This is a genomic window from Pseudomonas lini, assembly GCF_030812475.1.
GTDB classification, from domain to species: Bacteria; Pseudomonadota; Gammaproteobacteria; order Pseudomonadales; family Pseudomonadaceae; genus Aquipseudomonas; species Aquipseudomonas lini_A.
This window is the reverse complement of sequence record NZ_JAUSSR010000024.1, coordinates 1-17048: the sequence shown is the minus strand read 5'-3', so window position 1 is coordinate 17048 and position 17048 is coordinate 1. Positions and strand designations below refer to the sequence as shown.

The window sequence follows — 17048 nt, the reverse complement described above, 5'->3', positions numbered from 1 at the left end:
AACAACACGCAAGCGTAAAGATCAGGGAAAGGGTTCGGGTCGGGCAGGCACAACGGGCAGGTTCGCCGCTTGCCAGGCATCCAGGCCGTCGCGGTACCAATACAATGTCTTATAGCCCATGGCGGCGGCACGCCTGACCGCGTTCCAGCTCAGCCAGCAATCGGAACGGCAATAGAAAACCAGCGGTCGCGCAAGATCACCGGCGGTCAATGTGTTCAGGTTACGCGCAAAATAGTCCTGCCAGGCGGGTAACAGATCACCGTCACCGGTATTGGCCAGCCAATGGCTGCCGGGCAGATTTTCGTGGGGCTGATCTTCGATGAAACGGCCTTGCAGCCATTGGCGGCGGTAGACGTCTATCAGTAGCGGGGGCGGCGTTTGGCTGAGCAGCGTTTGCAGGCCCGGCGTGTCGACGATGGACGCGCCCGGCAGTTGATTCGGGGTCGGGCTGCGGTAGAGACCGATGCGATAGCCATCGGCGGAGAACAGCGGCGTTTCGGCCTGGGCGACGCCCAACAACAGGCTCAGCGACAGCGCAACAAGAGACGGACGTAGCAGAAAGGGTCGGGCACGCGGCATGTGGTTCGATCCTTATAGTTATGAACCCATTACATGCCAGTGGCGGTGCGATTGAAATGCGACGATAGGCAGGTAAAGCAGTACTAAAGTAGTAATTTCTGCTCCTGTGCTCGACACAAACCCCCTGTAGGAGCTGGCTTGCCAGCGAAGGCGGCGTAACTGACACACCACGTTGTCAGGATCGATAGCGAACCTGTAGGAGCTGGCTTGCCAGCGAAGGCGGCGTAACTGACACACCACGTTGTCATGATCGATAGCGAACCCTGTAGGAGCTGGCTTGCCAGCGAAGGCGATGGTGGCCGTGATGACGCCTTCGCTGGCAAGCCAGCTCCTGCAGGGGGGGGTGGTGTCAGGTGGATTTGCGCAGGGCGGCGTGTTGCGGGTTGAAGGTGATGACGGCGAGGAGCGTGAACATCAGCGTCAGCCCCAGGCACACCGCCAGCGCCAATGCGTTGAAACGTTCATACAACGCAAACCGCACCAGCTCCACCGCATGGCTGAACGGATTCAACGCGCACAACCAGTACAACCACTCACTCGACTCGCGCATCTTCCACAACGGATACAACGCCGACGACAGGAAAAACAGCGGGAAGATCACGAAGTTCATCACCCCGGCAAAGTTCTCCAGCTGGCGAATCGCATTGGACAAAAGCAACCCCAGCGCGCTGAGCATCAACGCCACCAGCAACAGCGCCGGCAGCGCCATCAGCAGGCCCATGGTCGGCGGTTGCACGCCGTACACCCAGGCGATCGCCAGAAAGGCATACACCTGCAGCAGCGAAATCAGTGAAGTAGCCAACAGCTTGCTGCACAGGAGAAAAGTCCGGGGCAGGGGGCTGGTCAGCAGTACGCGCATGCTGCCCATTTCCCGATCGTAGACCATCGACAGTGAGCCTTGCATGCCATTGAACAGCAGGATCATGCAGGCAAGGCCTGGGACGATGTAGACCTCATAGGGAATGTAGGTGTCGTAGGGCGCGATGATCGCGATCCCGAGCGCTGCGCGAAAGCCGGCGGCGAACACCAGCAGCCACAGCAGCGGCCGCACCAGGGCACTGAGAAATCGCGTACGCTGGAGGACAAAACGCAGCCATTCGCGCAATACGATGCCGCTGAAACATTGCCAGTAAGCGTTCATCCGGTCACTCCGGGGGTGGTCAGGCGAGCGAAGGCCGACCCAAGGTCGCCACCATGTTCCAGGCTCAGGACATCGGCCTGCCCGCTGGCTACCAGCCGTCCCTGATGGAGAATCAGCAAATCGTCGCTGGCGTGCACTTCATCCAGCAAATGGGTGGTCCAGAGCACGCTGAGGTGCTGCTCGCGGCACAGGCTGCGGATGTGCTGGTTGAGCGCCAGGCGGCTGGCCGGGTCGAGCCCGACGCTGGCCTCATCGAGCAGCAGCAGGCGCGGTTCATGCAGCAAGGCCCGGGCGATTTCCACCCGGCGCCGATGGCCGCCATTGAGTTCGCGTACTCGCTCCCGACGGCGTTCGGTCAGGTTCTGCCGGGCCAGTTCGGCGTCGACACGCAGGCCAGTCTGACGCTTGGACATCCCATGGAGCGCGGCGTGATAACGCAGGTTTTGCTCGACGCTGAGGTCCAGGTCGAGGGTGCTTTGCTGGAATACTACGCCCAATTGCTTGAGCGCCGGGCGCGCCGCGTCGCGCAGGGAACAACCGCCGACCCGGATGTCGCCACGCTGCACATCATAGAGCCGGGTGAGCAGCGCAATCAGTGTCGACTTGCCGGCGCCATTGGGTCCCAGCAGCGCCGCAAATCGCCCGGGTGCCAGGCTGAAACTGACTTGGCGCAACGCTTCCCGCGCGCCATAGGAAAAACTCAGATCGCTGACCTCCAGGGCGTTCATGGGGTCACCACCACGCCCCATGGGTAACGGCCGACCTTGACCGATTTGACCACCTTGAGGCTGTCGACATCGATCACCGACACATCGCCGCTGACGCCATTGGTGGCCAGCAGTTGTTTTTGATCCGGGGTAAACGCCATCTGCCAGACCCGTCGCCCGACCAATAGATAGTCGAGAATCTCAAAGGTCTTGGCATCGATCACTGCGACATGATTAGCGGGGCCGAGGGCGACGAAACCGTACTTGCCGTCGGCGCTGAGCTTGATCCCCACCGGCTGGACTTTATCCGGGTGCACGCCCTTGATCTGGAAGGTCAGTGTCTTGAGGACCTGGCGGCTGGCGACGTCGAGAATCGTCACTGTGCCGCCGATCTCCGCCGAGGCCCAGAGCCTGGAGCCGTCGGGCGTGAATTCGACGAAGCGCGGCCGCTGATCCACCAGGGTGCTGTCCGCCAGGGTCTGGGTGCTGGTGTCGATCCAGTGCAGCATGTTGGTGGTTTCGCTGGTGTTTACCGCCCACTTGCCGTCGGGGCTGACGGCCATGCCTTCGGGCTCTACGCCGACGCTGATCTGGCTCAGCACCTTGGAGGTTTCAGTGTCGATCACCGTCACCAGCGCGTCGTCTTCGTTGGAGACATACAGCCAGCGATTGTTCGGGTGCAGGGCGAACTGCTCGGGGTCTTTGCCCGAGGGCAGCTCCTTGATGATCTTGCGCGTGGCGACGTCCATCACCTGGACCCGGTCCGAGTCGCTGGCGCAGATGTACAGCAGCTTGTTGTCGTGGGACAGCAGCAAGCCGCGCGGACGCTGGCCGACGGCCAGGGTGTCGGTGACTTGCAGGGTTTGCAGGTCGATCAGGCTCAGGCTGTTGTCTTTTTCGTTGGAAACCCAGGCGGTAGTGGCGCCAGCGTGCCCGGCGGCGAGCAGCAGGGCCCCAGAAAGCAGGGAACGGCAGAGCAGGGTGCGACGCATGGTGGATTCCTTGTTGTTGTGGTTTTTGTGGAAAGCCGAATCAGGGAAAGCGGCAGCTGACCTCGGGCTTGTCATACCCAAGGCTGTCCATTTCGTTGAAGGGGTGAAGGAAACCATCTTGCGGCGAGGTACTGACCAGCGCCCGGGGCTGCACGATGGGGATCGGCTGGCGCAATTGGCCGTTCCATGGGCGATAACTGAGCTTGCGTCCCTTGAAGCCGTCCAGGGGCAATTGATCGCCGGTCTCAAGCGTACGGATCGCCATCGGATCGACCTGGCGCAATTTGCTCACGGCGCTGGCGATGCTGCGCACGGCGATCCACGCGGAGAAATCGCGGTCGTTCATCCAGCGTCCGGCCAGCGCTTCAAAGCGTTTCTGCAACTGCGCGGCGCCGTAGGTTTCCACAGTCTTGTGCCAGCCCACCGGGGTCAGGCCCTGGGTGCCGGCAACGGGCCGCGGGTACCAGGTCTGGTACGGCACGTATTCGCCGAAGTCGCCGCGTTCATCGGCCACCAGCACCACGTCGTATTCGGCGGTCTGGGTGAACAGCGGCATGTCGGCCTGGGCGCTGCGGCGTTGATCGTTATCGAAACTCCAGGCTTTTTCCGCCACCAGCTTGAGGCCGAAACGTTTGGCGGCACGCCGCAGGGCGGCGGCATAGGCTTGATCGTCCGGGGTCGGGCCAACGATCAGCAACGCCCGTTGCCATTTGCGCACCACCAGAAATTGCGCCAGCGCATCGGCCAGCATCGCCCGGCTCGGCAGGCTGTGCAGCACGTTCGGCAAGCAATCGGTGCTGCGCAGGCTGTCGTCGGGGCTGCCGGCGTTGAACAGCAGGCTGTCGGGCAGGGCGGCACTGAGTTGGCGCAAGCTGGCGGCCGGAGCATTCACCACAAACAGGCGCAGGCCTTGTGCGTGTTGGGCTTTGGCCGCGTCGAGCAGGGCTTGCGGGTTGTCGACGTTGGCGCCGGCCAAAAGGTAGCTGTGGTTGAGAAAACGCCCGGTGCTGTTGCTGTCGGTGATCGCCAGCTCGGCGCCACGCAGCCCGGCATCGAGCGGCTCGGGAATGACGTTCGACAACAGCGGGCCCGGGTCGGGGCGATAGCCCAGATAGCCGATCTGCACCTGCAACGGCACGTCCGCGGCCTGGCTTTGGGTGGCCAGCCCGGCAGCACAGGCAACTGCCAGCAGGTAGATCAGGGCGTAAGGGGCAAGCTGGCGCATAGGGCACTCCTTTACAGGTAGCGCCAGCATAGGAAGCCTGCGAGGCAGAAGGAAATATGCAGAAAGTACCAGTGAGGCAGTACCAAGGTAGTAACCTGCTCCGGACGGCGCGGTTCTAGCATGGGCAGTAACGGCCATCATCCTGGAGGACTTCGACCATGCGTATTCTCAAGGCGCTGCTCCTGCCGTTGCTGCTGATCCTGACCCTGATCGGTGTCGACAAGCTTCACGGCCCGCGCCCGGCACCGTTGTCGGTGATGCCCGCGACACCGGGGCGCTAGGCATGTCGGCCCTGTGGCGGATCAACCTGTGGGTGTGCGGATTTTTCGCCCTGGTGACCCTGGCGTGCATGGGCTTGCTGGTGCACCAGGCGCTTGCGGATGTGGAGCGAGAGCTGCAATCGGCCGAAGCGGTGGTGGAGTACTTGAGTGAAACCGCCGAGCGCGACCCCGCCAGCTTGCAGCCAAGGCTCACCAGCAGTTTGCGTCATGTGCGGGTGCGCTGGCTGGAGCCGGGTGAGGTCGCGCGGCTGCCGGACCGCAACGGGCCTGATGCCTGGCTCGGGGGGCTGTTATTCGCCCAAGCCCGGGACAGTTCGCGGGTGGTGGATCTGCGCGATGGCCGGCGCGTACAGATTGCGGTCGATCCGCGGGATGAAATCGACGAAGTCCGGGACTCGCTGCAACAGTTGCTGAGCCTGTGTGGCCTGGCGTTGTTGTTGAGTCTGCTGACCATTCGCTGGGCCGTGCGCCGGGGCATGGGCCTGCTTGACGACTTGCTGCGGGCGTTGCAGCAGGTGTCCGGTGGCCAGCTGAACGTGCGGTTGCGCGCCGAAGGCCTGCCGGAGGCACGGCAACTGGCGCTGCATTTCAATCACATGACCCAAGCGTTGGAACAGGCGCGCGGCGACAATACCCGACTGACCCGAACCTTGCTGGCGGTGCAGGAGCAGGAACGCACTTATCTGGCGCAAACCCTGCACGATGACCTCGGTCAGTATCTGGCCGGCATTCGCGCCCAGGCCTGTCTGTTGCGTCTGGTGGCGGATCAACCGGTGGTGGTGGAACGCACGGTGCGCGAGCTTGAGCACAATTGCGAGCACCTGCAGCACGGTTTTCGCGCGCTGGTGCACGACCTTTATCCAGTGGTGTTGCAACACCTGCCACTGGCCGAAGCGTTCGGCCTGCTGGTGGAGCAATGGCAGGGTCGGCAGGGCATCGATTGCCGGTTACGCGTCAGCGCGCAGTTACCGGCATTGCCCGGGCCAGAGAAAACCCATCTCTACCGTCTGTTGCAGGAAGCATTGACCAACGTCGCCCGACACGCCGACGCCAGCCAGGTGAGGGTGCGCCTGCAACATCGCGGCAGGCATCTGCGCTTGCTGATTCGCGACAACGGTCGCGGTGCACAACAGCCCCAGCGGCCAGGTGTCGGTTTGTATTCGATGTTCGAGCGCGCCCGCAGCCTGGGTGGCGAGCTGCGGATCATCAGCCATCCCGGTGCCGGTTGGGCACTGGTGTTGAGCATGCCTTTGGAGGCGTCATGAATATATTGCTGGTCGATGACCATGCGGTGGTCCGTCAGGGTTATGCGAGTCTGTTGCGGGCGTTGCTGCCGGCGATGGAAGTCCGTGAGGCGGCCACAGGTGAAGAGGCGCTGGCGCGGGTACAAGAAGCCGTGCCGAACCTGGTGATCATGGATTTTGGCTTGCCGGGAATCAGTGGCCTGGAAACGACCCGCCGATTGCGCCAGCGCTTGCCGCAGCTGCGGGTGTTGTTTTTCAGCATGCACGATGAGTTGCCACTGGTGCGCCAGGCGCTGGATGCGGGGGCTTCGGGTTACCTGACCAAAAGCTCGGCCCCCGAGGTGTTGATCGAGGCTGTGCGGCGGACCCTGGCCGGGCATGCCTATATCGAACAGCCCCTGGCCACCCAATTGGCGTGCCATCCACAACAGGACGCCAGCGGCGATCCGCGGTTGCAGAGCATGACCCGGCGCGAGCTGGAGATTTTCGTGATGCTCGCCAAGGGGACCCCGGCGCGGGTGATTGCCGAGCAGTTGAGCATCAGCAGCAAGACGGTTTCCAATCACCTGACGTTGCTCAAGAGCAAATTGCAGGTCAGTTCCCATGCCGAACTGGTGCATCTGGGGATTGATATGGGGGTGGTGCGGGTGGCGAATTGATTCAATCAATCCACCGCATGACCCTGTGGGAGCGAGCTTGCTCGCGATGGTCGTCAACGATAACGCGGGTAGCCTGACACCCAGTGGCGTTCTCAGGTGCATCGCGAGCAAGCTCGCTCCCACAGGGTTATCCGTCAACCGGTAGAACGGGTCACCTATTCCAGCTGGTCGGACACCCCGTACACCCCTCCATGTTCGCATCCTGAAAGTTCGCGTAATGCTGGCGCGAACCGCTGAGGTTCGCCTGTTCCAGATTGCTCTCACCGAACTTCGCCTCCTGCAGGTTGGCATCGCCGAGGTTGGCGCCCTTGAGATCGGCCTTGCTCAGCCAGGTCATTTCCAGATCCGCAGCGCGCAAATCGGCGTTGTGCAACCGGGCCCCGGAGAAGCGGGCGAATTGCAGGTAGGCGCCACTGAGGTTGGCATCCTGGAACTGCGCGCCCTGGGCGAACAGCCCCCAACCCTGGATCGCCATCAGCGTCGCGCCGGTGAAATCGGCCAGGCGCAGGTTGCTTTGTTGCAGACTGGCGCGGGTCAGGTTGGCGCCTTGCAGCTGGGCTTGTTCCAGGTTGGCAAGGTCGAGGCGGGCGTGACGCAGGTCTGCACCACGCAGATCGGCGCCGCTGAGGTTCATGTTGCGCAGGTCCTGATTGCTCAGGTTCGCGCCTTTGAGATTGGCGCCGGGGCATTGGCTGTGGTCGGCGATAGTGCAGCCGTTGATGATCAGTGGGGTGTCTTGGTCGGTGTCGGTGTCGGTGTCGGTGGCGAACGCTGGCAAGGTAGTCAGCAACAGCACAAGAGGCAGGTATTTCATGGTGGGTTCTCGTCGTTTGGGAGGGCGTTTCGCCGGCAAGCCGGCTCCTGCAGGGGGACGCACCCTCCTGTAGGAGCCGGCTTGCTGGCGAAGGCGTTTTTATGGGCGGTGCAAGGCTCAAGGCCGCCTTCGCTGGCAAGCCAGCTCCTACAGGAGGGTGCGTACATCTGTAGGAGCCGGCTTGCCGGCGAAGGGGGTATCAGCGTTTCGCAGTTTGCTGATCCCAACTCGGAATCTTGAACACCCAGAACGACCCGCCCTGAGCCACCGGCTTGGTCAGTTCGGCCATGTCGCCGCCCCACAACGGCACTGCGCCGCCGTAACCGACGGTCACACCCACGTATTGCTCGCCATCCTGTTCCCAGGTGATCGGCGGCGAGACGATGCCGCTGCCGGTCTGGAACTTCCACAGCTCGGCACCGGTTTTCGCGTCGAAGGCCTTGAGGAAACCGTCGCCGGTGCCGGTAAACACCAGGTTGCCCTTGGTCGCCAGTACGCCGGCCCACAGTGGCAGCGCTTCCTTGTGTTCCCAGATCACTTTGCCCGTGGTGGGGTTCATGGCCCGCAGGCTGCCGACGTGATCGTCGTACATGCGCTTGATGCGAAAGCCCATGCCCAGGTAGGCCGAACCTTTCTTGTAGTTGACCTCCTCGGTCCAGTACTCCTCCTTCCACTGGTTGCCCGGAATGTAGAACAGCCCGGTGTCCTGGCTGTACGCCATCGGGTTCCAGTTCTTGCCACCCAGGAAGGGCGGCGACACTTCCACGGATTTGCCCTTGGTTTCGCCCGGCAAGGGTTTGGCCGGACGCTGGCCCGGATTCTCCACTGGCTTGCCGGTCTTGAGATCAATGTGGCTGGCCCAGGTGATGTTGTCGACGAAGGGGAAGGCGTTCTGCAGTTTGCCGTTGTTGCGATCGACCACGTAGAAGAAACCGTTGCGGTCGGCATGGCCGGTGGCCTTGACCGTCTTGCCGTCCTTGTCCTTGTAGTCGAACAGCACCAGCTCGTTGTTGCCGGAGAAATCCCAGGCGTCGTTCGGCGTGTGCTGGTAGAACCATTTCACCTCGCCGGTGCTCGGGTCGACGCCCACCTGGCCCGAGGTGTAGAGGCTGTCGTAGTCGTGGGGATTGCCGTCCTTGGACGTGCGCGCCCAGGTATTCCACGGGCCGGGGTTGCCGGCGCCGACGATAATAGTGTTGGTGTCCGGATCGAAACTGGCGCTCTGCCAAGGGGCTCCGCCGCCGTGGCTCCAGGCTTCGACCTTGCCGGTTTCGGTGGTCGGATCATCCGGCCAGGACGGCGCCTTGACGTCACCGGTGGGGGTGCTGTCCTTGCCGTTCAAGCGGCCCATGTGCCCCTCGACGAAGGGCCGCATCCAGACTTCTTCACCGGTGTCCGGATCGCGGGCGAAGAGCTGCCCGACCACGCCGAACTCGTCGCCGGAGCTGCCATGGATCAGCAGCACTTTGCCGCTGGTCTTATCCTTGATCAGCACCGGGGCACCGGTCATGGTGTAGCCGGCGGCGTGGTCGCCGAACTTCTTGTTCCACACCACTTTGCCGGTGTTCTTGTCCAGGGCGACCAGGCGCGCGTCGAGGGTGCCGAAGTAGATCTTGTCGCCATAGATGGCGGCCCCGCGATTGACCACGTCGCAGCACGGGCGAATGTTGTCCGGCAGGCGATGGTTGTAGGTCCACAGGCGCTTGCCGGTCTTGGCGTCCAGGGCGAATACCCGGGAATAGGAACCGGTGACGTACACCACGCCGTCGCTGACGATCGCCTGGGATTCCTGGCCGCGCTGCTTCTCGTCGCCGAACGAATAGGACCAGGCCGGCGTCAGCTTGAACACGTTCTTGTCGTTGACCTGGGCCAGCGGGCTCCAGCGCTGGGCGTTGGTACCCATGCCGTATTGCAGCACGTCCTTGGTGGTCAGGTGATCGTTGGCGATGTCTTCCCAGGTCACGTTGCGGGTGGCGGCCGCAGGAGCGGTTGCGGCGTAGCTGGCAGCGCCCAGGGTCAATGTGCCCACCAGCAAAAATGCCTGCACGGCAAGGGTCAGCGGTGAAAGGGCGGGTAGCGATCTTATTGTCATGGTGGCAGTTCCCAGTGGAGGTTTTGGCCTGCACAGGGTGGTGCGCCCGATGGGTTGCCGGATACGGAAAAAGTCCCGCCGTTGCCGGGAAAAATTCCCATCGGGCACCTGATTTGGGCGTGCGCCACTAGCCCTACTACCAAGGTACCGGGTGGCGGACACCAAAGCAGCATGGGGCGTGCGCCAAGCCTGTCCCAAGATGGGTGCCATAGCCTCTTGTAAGAGGTTTTGCGTGCAATCCAGAGGGCATAACAATGACAACAAAACGCAACGCCTTGCTTGTTGCCGGGCTACTGGCCGGTTTTATCAGTGCAGGTTCCGTTTGGGCCCACGGCAATGTGGTACCCCAGGCCGTCGCAACCCAGGGCCTGACCCCGATCAAGGACGCCGGCGTGCAGGTCGATGCCGATGGCTGGGCGGCGGTGAACCCCTATCGCACCTCCCCCGAACACGACAAGGCACTGGAAATAGGCTCTTCGGCCTACAACCAGAACTGTGCGGCCTGCCATGGCCTGGAAGCCAAGTCCGGCGGCATCGCTCCCGACCTGCGCATGCTCGATGTCGGCGAGGCTGGAGATGAATGGTTCGTCGAACGGGTCCGCAACGGTGCCGTGCGCGATGGCCGGGTGTACATGCCGAAGATGGCCGACTACCTGAGCCAGGAAGCCTTGTGGGCGGTGCGCACTTACCTGGACAGCGTTCACGTCGAGGAATGACCCATGCGCCTGCTCGCGGTGTTGATCAGCGCTGTGTTGCTGTGCTGCCAGGTGGCGCAGGCGCAGATCCGTACCTATGACGAAATGATCGCCGCCGGGGAGCTGAAAGTGGCGGTCTACAAGGATTTCGCCCCCTACAGTTTCGAAGACACCGGCCAGCCGCGCGGGGTCGACGTCGAACTCGCCCAGGCCTTGGCCAAGGCGCTTGGCGTGCGCCTGGCGCTGATCTGGGCCCCGGCCGGCGAGAAGCTCGACGACGACCTGCGCGACTACATCTGGCGCGCGAGCCAGTTGCACGACCTGCAACTGGCCGACCTGATGATGCGCGTGCCTTATGACCAGGACTACGCCCGTAAACGCAACGAGCTGGGCGAACTGGAGAACGGCCATGTGGTGATGTTCGGGCCGTATCAGAACGAACAATGGCAGGTTGCCTATGACCGCCGGCGGCTGGACAAGGTGGGCAGTGTCGCCGTGTTCGAGCACCACCCGATCGGGGTCGAAGTCGACAGTGTGCCGTCCTTCTACCTGACTTCGGTGTTCAACGGCATGCTCGCCGGCAAGACTCACCACTATCCTGGCGTGCCACAGGCGTTCGCGGCCATGAAGGCCGGTGAAGTCGATGCGGTGATGGCCATGCGCGGCGAAATCGACTGGCAAGTTCACCAGGCGGCGGACCCGCAGGTGGCGCTGGCGGAAAACGCCTACCCGAACATGGGCAAGCAGCTCTGGGAGATCGGCATGGCAGTGCATGAAAGCAACCGGCAGTTGGCCTATGCCGTGGAGGAAGCGCTGGAAGCCTTGATTCGCGACGGTTCGGTCAAAGCCATTTATGGCCATTATGGGCTGCGCTATGACGTGCCCGAGATGTATCAACAGTGAACTGGCGAGCGGGTTGTCTGCTGGCCTGCTGGCTGCCGATGGCCGCGCACGCGGTTAGCATCGAGCCGGGCAAGGACCCGGTGCCCTCGGTGATGTGGGCTTTCTATCACAAGCAACTGCTCGGCGACGCGCCGTTCGTGTTTGACGATCGGGTAAAGCTGCTCGCGCCGCCGTTCGCCGAAGACGCCCGGCAAGTGCCGCTGGAAATCGACGCCCGGGCGTTCAAGGGCGAGGTGGTGAAAATCCTAGCCTGGGCCGAACTCAATCCCTTGCCGAAGATCGTCGATTTCCAGCCGCTGGACCGGGTGCTGCCATGGCTGTCGCTGCGCATCCGCATCGAACAGGCCACGCCCCTGCGCGCCGCGGTGTTGACCCGTGACGGGCTGTGGCATGTCGGCTCGACCCTGATCGATGCGGCGGGCGGCGGCTGCACGGCGCCAAGCGTGGTGCGCACCCAGCCGGGTTGGGAGGAGCACATCGGTGAAGTGCTCGGCGGTCGTTATCCCCGCGGCGAATTCAGCCGTTTGCGCCTGCAGGTGGCGCACCCGATGGACAATGGCATGGTCAGCGGCATTCCCGAATTCTTCATCAACCATGCGGAACTGCGCGACGGTAACGACCAGCTGCTGGCTCGTCTCGAGTTGTTTCCCGCCGTCAGCGAAAACCCCAACCTGGCTTTTGATATCCAAGGGGCAGGGCAGACGCGCCTGTTGCTGCGCGACAACAGCGGCAATCAATTCGATGCGGCCATACCCTGAACCCAAGGAGCGCATCATGCGCTGGATGCTGCTGTTGTTCATGGGCCTGGGCCTGCCGGCCCTGGCCGACCTCGATTACTCGCTCAAGCCCCGGCAGATCGCCGAAGACACCTGGTTGCTGGAAGGCAGCACCGACAATTTCGCCAAGGCCAACGGCGGCAACATCGTCAATACCGCGTTCATCGTCACCGAAGCCGGGGTGGTGGTGATCGACACCGGGCCATCGAAACGTTACGGCGAGGCGATGCGCAAGGCCATAGCCGCGATCACTGACAAACCGGTGGTCCAGGTCCTGCTGACCCATCACCACCCCGACCATGTGCTGGGCAACCAGGCCTTCAGTGACGTGCCGATCGGCGCGTTGGCCGGCACCACCGAGCTGTTGCGCCAGCAAGGCGAGGCGATGGCCGAGAACATGTACCGACTGGTGGGCGACTGGATGCGCGGCACTGAAGTGGTATTGCCGACCCGGACACTGACGCCCGGGGTGCAAAGTTTTGGGAATCACGATCTGCACCTGCTGAGCCTGGGTGGGCACACGGGTGCGGATCTGGCTATTCTCGACCGGAAAACCGGCGTGCTGTTTGCCGGGGATCTGGTGTTTTATCAACGGGCGCTGACCACCCCCAACAGTCCGGGGCTGGCTGTCTGGCTGTCGGACATTGCGACCCTGCAAGGCGCGCCCTGGACGCTGATCGTGCCGGGGCATGGCCCCGTGGCCACAGATGCAACGCCGTTCGAGCAAATGCGCGACTACCTGACCTGGCTCGATCAGCTGATGCGCGACGGCGCCGCCAACGGCAGCGACATGGCCGAGATGATCCGCAGCCCCATTCCCGAACGGTTTGCGGGGATCAGCCTGAGCCGCTATGAACTGATCCGCAGTGTCAGTCATCTGTATCCGCGCTATGAACGCGCACAGATGACCCGAGTCGATTCCACCGCAAACAAATGACCAACCCCGGCCCCCATGTAGGAGCGAGCTTGCTCGCGATGGACGCAAGAGCGCCGCGTTTAATCAGTGAGCACGCGTTAGCGTTAACGACCATCGCGAGCAAGCTCGCTCCTACAGGGGGGCGGGTTGATCGCAAATCCGGTGCTCGTACCCTGCGACCCGGTACTAAGGGATTAGCAATCTAGGCACTGCGGGCAATTGTTGCCAGGCCGTCGGCGGCGAAGAATCTGCACCAGACCGGGAAAATTTCCCGGGTATAACAAAAACCGCAGAGGCAGCCGTCATGACCCAACCCGCACGTCGCCAACCATTCGTCTTGAGCCTGTTGCTCAGTGCCATGCTGTTATCCGGCCCGGCATTGGCCGCCGTCAGCGACCAGGACATTCTCCAGGACCCCAAGAACCCGGAGCAGATCGTCACCAACGGTCTGGGCGTCCAGGGTCAGCGCTACAGCCCGCTGGACACCCTCAACGTCAATAACGTGAAGGACTTGCGGCCGGTCTGGGCGTTCTCGTTCGGTGGCGAAAAACAACGCGGTCAGCAAGCCCAGCCGATGATCAAGGACGGCGTGATGTACCTGACCGGTTCCTATTCGCGAGTGTTCGCGGTGGATGCGCGCACCGGCAAGAAACTCTGGCAATACGATGCGCGCCTGCCCGATGACATCCGCCCTTGCTGCGACGTGATCAACCGTGGTGTCGCGCTGTACGGCGACCTGGTGTTCTTCGGCACCCTCGACGCCAAGCTCGTGGCCTTGAACAAGGACACGGGCAAAGTCGTCTGGAGCAAGAAAGTCGCCGACCACAAGGAAGGCTACTCGATCAGCGCCGCACCGTTGGTGGTCAACGGCAAACTGATTACCGGGGTGGCCGGTGGCGAGTTCGGGGTGGTCGGCAAGATCGAAGCCTACGACCCGAAAAACGGTGACCTGCTCTGGAGCCGCCCAACCGTCGAAGGCCACATGGGTTACGTCTACAAGGATGGCAAGGCGGTAGAAAACGGCATCTCCGGCGGTGAAGCCGGCAAGACCTGGCCCGGCGATCTGTGGAAAACCGGCGGCGCCGCCCCTTGGCTCGGCGGTTACTACGATCCGGAAACCAATCTGCTGCTGTTCGGCACCGGCAACCCGGCCCCGTGGAATTCGCACCTGCGCCCTGGCGACAACCTCTATTCGTCGTCGCGCCTGGCGCTCAACCCGGACGACGGCACCATCAAGTGGCACTTCCAGAGCACGCCTCACGACGGTTGGGACTATGACGGCGTCAATGAGCTGGTCTCGTTCAACTACAGCGAGGGCGGCAAAGAGATAAAAGCGGCCGCCACGGCAGACCGCAACGGTTTCTTCTACGTGTTGGACCGCACCAACGGCAAATTCATCCGCGGCTTCCCGTTCGTGGACAAGATCACCTGGGCCACCGGCCTCGATAAAGAGGGTCGGCCGATCTACAACGAAGCCAGCCGCCCAGGCGCCCCAGGCACCGAAGCCAAAGGCAGTTCGGTGTTCGTCGCCCCGGCGTTCCTCGGCGCGAAAAACTGGATGCCGATGGCCTACAACAAGGACACCGGACTGTTCTACGTGCCGTCCAACGAGTGGGGCATGGACATCTGGAACGAAGGCATCGCCTACAAGAAAGGCGCGGCGTTCCTCGGTGCCGGGTTCACCATCAAGCCATTGAATGAAGACTACATCGGCGTGCTGCGCGCCATCGACCCGAAAACCGGCAAGGAAGTCTGGCGCCACAAGAACTTCGCGCCGCTGTGGGGCGGGGTGCTGACCACCAAGGGCAACCTGGTGTTCACCGGTACGCCGGAAGGTTTCCTGCAGGCATTCAATGCCAAGACCGGGGAAAAAGTCTGGGAATTCCAGACCGGTTCCGGCGTACTCGGCTCGCCTGTGACCTGGGAAATGGACGGAGAACAGTACGTCTCGGTGCTCTCGGGTTGGGGTGGTGCTGTTCCGCTGTGGGGCGGCGAAGTGGCCAAGCGGATCAAGGACTTCAACCAGGGCGGGATGCTCTGGACCTTCAAGTTGCCCAAAGACCTGGTCGTGGCCAAACACTGACCCAAATCCACCGCATAGCCCCTGTAGGAGCGAGCCTGCTCGCGAAAAACCTGAGAGCACCGCGGGGTGTCAGGTAGCCAGCGTTATCGTTGACGACCATCGCGAGCAAGCTTGCTCCTACAAAGACTGCGTTGCGCTATTTGAACAGCACCCTTTACCCCTGTGGGAGCGGGCTTGCCCGCGAAAAACCTGAGAGCACCGCGGGGTGTCAGGTAGCCAGCGTTATCGTTGACGACCATCGCGAGCAAGCTTGCTCCTACTACCAAATAACGAGAATCCCCCTGCCAACGGCGCATTCGTCTGGCACGCGGGGCTCTCTACTATCGATCCATCGCCTGTTTGTCCGACAGGCATCGACCCAGACAGAGGCCCACCATGATCTACGCACAACCCGGAACACCAGGCGCCGTCGTGACGTTCAAGGCGCGCTACGGCAACTTTATCGGCGGCGAGTTCGTCGCGCCGGTCAATGGTGAGTACTTCACCAACTCTTCACCGGTCACCGGTGAAGTGATCGCCGAATTCCCGCGCTCCAGCGCCGCCGATATCGAAAAAGCCCTCGACGCGGCGCATGCCGCCGCCGATGCCTGGGGCAAGACCTCGGCGCAGGACCGCTCGTTGGTGCTTCTAAGAATCGCCGACCGCATCGAGCAGAACCTGGAAATTCTTGCCGTCACCGAAACCTGGGACAACGGCAAGGCGGTACGCGAAACCCTCAACGCCGACGTGCCCCTGGCCGCCGACCATTTCCGCTACTTCGCCGGGTGCATCCGCGCTCAAGAGGGCGGTGCCGCCGAGATCAACGAGCTGACCACGGCCTATCACTTCCACGAACCGCTGGGCGTGGTCGGCCAGATCATTCCGTGGAACTTCCCGCTGCTGATGGCCGCCTGGAAACTCGCGCCGGCCCTGGCCGCCGGCAACTGCGTGGTACTCAAGCCCGCGGAACAGACGCCGCTGTCGATCATGGTCTTCGCTGAACTGATCGCCGATTTGCTGCCAGCGGGTGTGCTGAACATCGTCCAGGGTTTCGGACGCGAAGCGGGTGAGGCGCTGGCCACCAGCAAGCGCATTGCCAAGATCGCCTTCACCGGCTCGACGCCGATTGGTGCGCACATCATGAAATGCGCAGCCGAGAATATCATTCCGAGCACTGTCGAACTGGGCGGCAAGTCGCCGAACATCTTCTTCGAAGACATCATGCAAGCCGAACCGCAGTTCATCGAGAAGGCTGCCGAAGGCCTGGTGCTGGCGTTCTTCAACCAGGGCGAAGTCTGCACCTGTCCATCGCGGGCACTGGTGCAGGAGTCGATCTATGACGACTTCATGAAAGTGGTGATGAAGAAGATCGTCAAGATCAAGCGCGGCAACCCGCTGGATACTGAAACCATGGTTGGCGCCCAGGCGTCCGAGCAGCAGTACGACAAGATCCTCTCGTACCTGAAAATCGCCCAGGAGGAGGGTGCAGAACTGCTCACCGGCGGCGCGGCCGAGCGTCTTGAGGGGGACTTGTCGACGGGCTATTACATCCAGCCGACCCTGCTCAAGGGCCACAACAAGATGCGCGTGTTCCAGGAAGAAATCTTCGGCCCGGTGGTGGGTATCACCACCTTCAAGGACGAAGCCGAAGCCCTGGCCATTGCCAACGACAGCGAATTCGGCCTCGGTGCCGGCCTGTGGACCCGCGATATCAACCGCGCCTACCGCATGGGCCGGGCGATCAAGGCCGGGCGTGTCTGGACTAACTGCTACCACCTGTACCCGGCCCATGCGGCGTTCGGTGGCTACAAGAAGTCCGGTGTCGGTCGTGAGAACCACAAGATGATGCTCGACCACTACCAGCAGACCAAAAACCTGCTGGTGAGCTACGACATCAATCCGCTGGGCTTCTTCTTACGGGGGGGCGGGGGCGCGGCCGGGGGGGGCGGGGCGCCGGGGGCA

Annotated in this window: 16 protein-coding genes and 1 pseudogene; 9 read left to right on the top strand and 8 right to left on the bottom strand. The window is 62.6% G+C overall.

All coding sequences use genetic code 11. From position 1 onward, the window contains the following. Window positions 1–21: 21 nt before the first annotated feature. From J2W17_RS30095 to J2W17_RS30075, 5 genes are all read right to left on the bottom strand, one after another. Window positions 22–579 (bottom strand): PQQ-dependent catabolism-associated CXXCW motif protein, encoded by a 558-nt coding sequence (locus tag J2W17_RS30095; protein ID WP_307343663.1) that lies wholly within the window; start codon window positions 577–579, stop codon window positions 22–24. Between the two features lie 349 nt (window positions 580–928). After that, window positions 929–1720, bottom strand: coding sequence for an ABC transporter permease (locus J2W17_RS30090; protein ID WP_307343660.1), 792 nt, complete (start codon window positions 1718–1720; stop codon window positions 929–931). Then, a complete protein-coding gene (locus tag J2W17_RS30085) occupies window positions 1717–2448 on the bottom strand; it encodes an ATP-binding cassette domain-containing protein (RefSeq protein WP_307343658.1) in 732 nt (243 codons plus the stop codon). The genes J2W17_RS30090 and J2W17_RS30085 overlap by 4 nt, the downstream gene beginning before the upstream one ends. Beyond that, window positions 2445–3419 (bottom strand): YVTN family beta-propeller repeat protein, encoded by a 975-nt coding sequence (locus J2W17_RS30080; protein WP_307343655.1) that lies wholly within the window; start codon window positions 3417–3419, stop codon window positions 2445–2447. Before J2W17_RS30080 ends, J2W17_RS30085 begins: the two co-directional genes overlap by 4 nt. 40 nt (window positions 3420–3459) lie before the next feature. After that, complete coding sequence (locus J2W17_RS30075) at window positions 3460–4644, bottom strand: ABC transporter substrate-binding protein (RefSeq protein WP_307343652.1); 1185 nt, start codon at window positions 4642–4644, stop codon at window positions 3460–3462. 158 nt (window positions 4645–4802) lie between these two features. On the opposite strand from J2W17_RS30075, the gene J2W17_RS30070 reads away from it, so the two are divergent. The 3 genes from J2W17_RS30070 to J2W17_RS30060 are packed head-to-tail and all read left to right on the top strand — an operon-like array spanning window position 4803 to window position 6828. After that, complete coding sequence (locus tag J2W17_RS30070; protein ID WP_307343648.1) at window positions 4803–4925, top strand: hypothetical protein; 123 nt, start codon at window positions 4803–4805, stop codon at window positions 4923–4925. Window positions 4926–4927: 2 nt separating this feature from the next. Beyond that, window positions 4928–6190 (top strand): sensor histidine kinase, encoded by a 1263-nt coding sequence (locus J2W17_RS30065; protein WP_307343645.1) that lies wholly within the window; start codon window positions 4928–4930, stop codon window positions 6188–6190. Beyond that, window positions 6187–6828 (top strand): response regulator transcription factor, encoded by a 642-nt coding sequence (locus J2W17_RS30060; protein WP_307343642.1) that lies wholly within the window; start codon window positions 6187–6189, stop codon window positions 6826–6828. Before J2W17_RS30065 ends, J2W17_RS30060 begins: the two co-directional genes overlap by 4 nt. A 151-nt stretch (window positions 6829–6979) precedes the next feature. On the opposite strand, the gene J2W17_RS30055 is transcribed toward J2W17_RS30060, so the two are convergent. Both J2W17_RS30055 and exaA read right to left on the bottom strand, forming a co-directional pair. Next, window positions 6980–7642, bottom strand: coding sequence for a pentapeptide repeat-containing protein (locus J2W17_RS30055; protein ID WP_307343640.1), 663 nt, complete (start codon window positions 7640–7642; stop codon window positions 6980–6982). A gap of 199 nt (window positions 7643–7841) precedes the next feature. Continuing rightward, window positions 7842–9734 carry a quinoprotein ethanol dehydrogenase gene (gene exaA, locus J2W17_RS30050; RefSeq protein ID WP_307343637.1) on the bottom strand — a complete coding sequence of 631 codons (1893 nt, stop codon included), beginning with the start codon at window positions 9732–9734 and terminating at the stop codon, window positions 7842–7844. A 254-nt stretch (window positions 9735–9988) separates the two neighbouring features. Here exaA and pedF point away from each other — a divergent pair, with 254 nt between their 5' ends. The 5 genes from pedF to J2W17_RS30025 all read left to right on the top strand — a co-directional run bounded on the left by pedF (window position 9989) and on the right by J2W17_RS30025 (window position 15107). Beyond that, entirely contained in the window at window positions 9989–10450 is a 462-nt protein-coding gene (gene pedF / locus J2W17_RS30045) for a cytochrome c-550 PedF (protein WP_307343634.1), read from the top strand. A gap of 3 nt (window positions 10451–10453) precedes the next feature. Beyond that, complete coding sequence (locus tag J2W17_RS30040; protein ID WP_307343631.1) at window positions 10454–11332, top strand: substrate-binding periplasmic protein; 879 nt, start codon at window positions 10454–10456, stop codon at window positions 11330–11332. Then, window positions 11329–12090 (top strand): quinoprotein dehydrogenase-associated SoxYZ-like carrier, encoded by a 762-nt coding sequence (locus tag J2W17_RS30035; RefSeq protein WP_307343629.1) that lies wholly within the window; start codon window positions 11329–11331, stop codon window positions 12088–12090. The genes J2W17_RS30040 and J2W17_RS30035 overlap by 4 nt, the downstream gene beginning before the upstream one ends. Window positions 12091–12106: 16 nt before the next feature. Next, entirely contained in the window at window positions 12107–13045 is a 939-nt protein-coding gene (locus J2W17_RS30030) for a quinoprotein relay system zinc metallohydrolase 1 (RefSeq protein ID WP_307343626.1), read from the top strand. Window positions 13046–13328: 283 nt separating this feature from the next. Next, a complete protein-coding gene (locus J2W17_RS30025) occupies window positions 13329–15107 on the top strand; it encodes a PQQ-dependent methanol/ethanol family dehydrogenase (RefSeq protein WP_307343623.1) in 1779 nt (592 codons plus the stop codon). 22 nt (window positions 15108–15129) lie between these two features. Here J2W17_RS30025 and J2W17_RS30020 read toward each other — a convergent pair. Further along, window positions 15130–15207 (bottom strand): annotated as a pseudogene (locus J2W17_RS30020) (outer membrane lipoprotein carrier protein LolA); the annotation flags it as partial. Between the two features lie 275 nt (window positions 15208–15482). Between J2W17_RS30020 and exaC the strand changes: the two are divergent. Continuing rightward, window positions 15483–17048, top strand: a 1566-nt coding sequence (gene exaC / locus J2W17_RS30015) for an acetaldehyde dehydrogenase ExaC (protein ID WP_307343620.1), incomplete at its 3' end; no start/stop codon positions are given.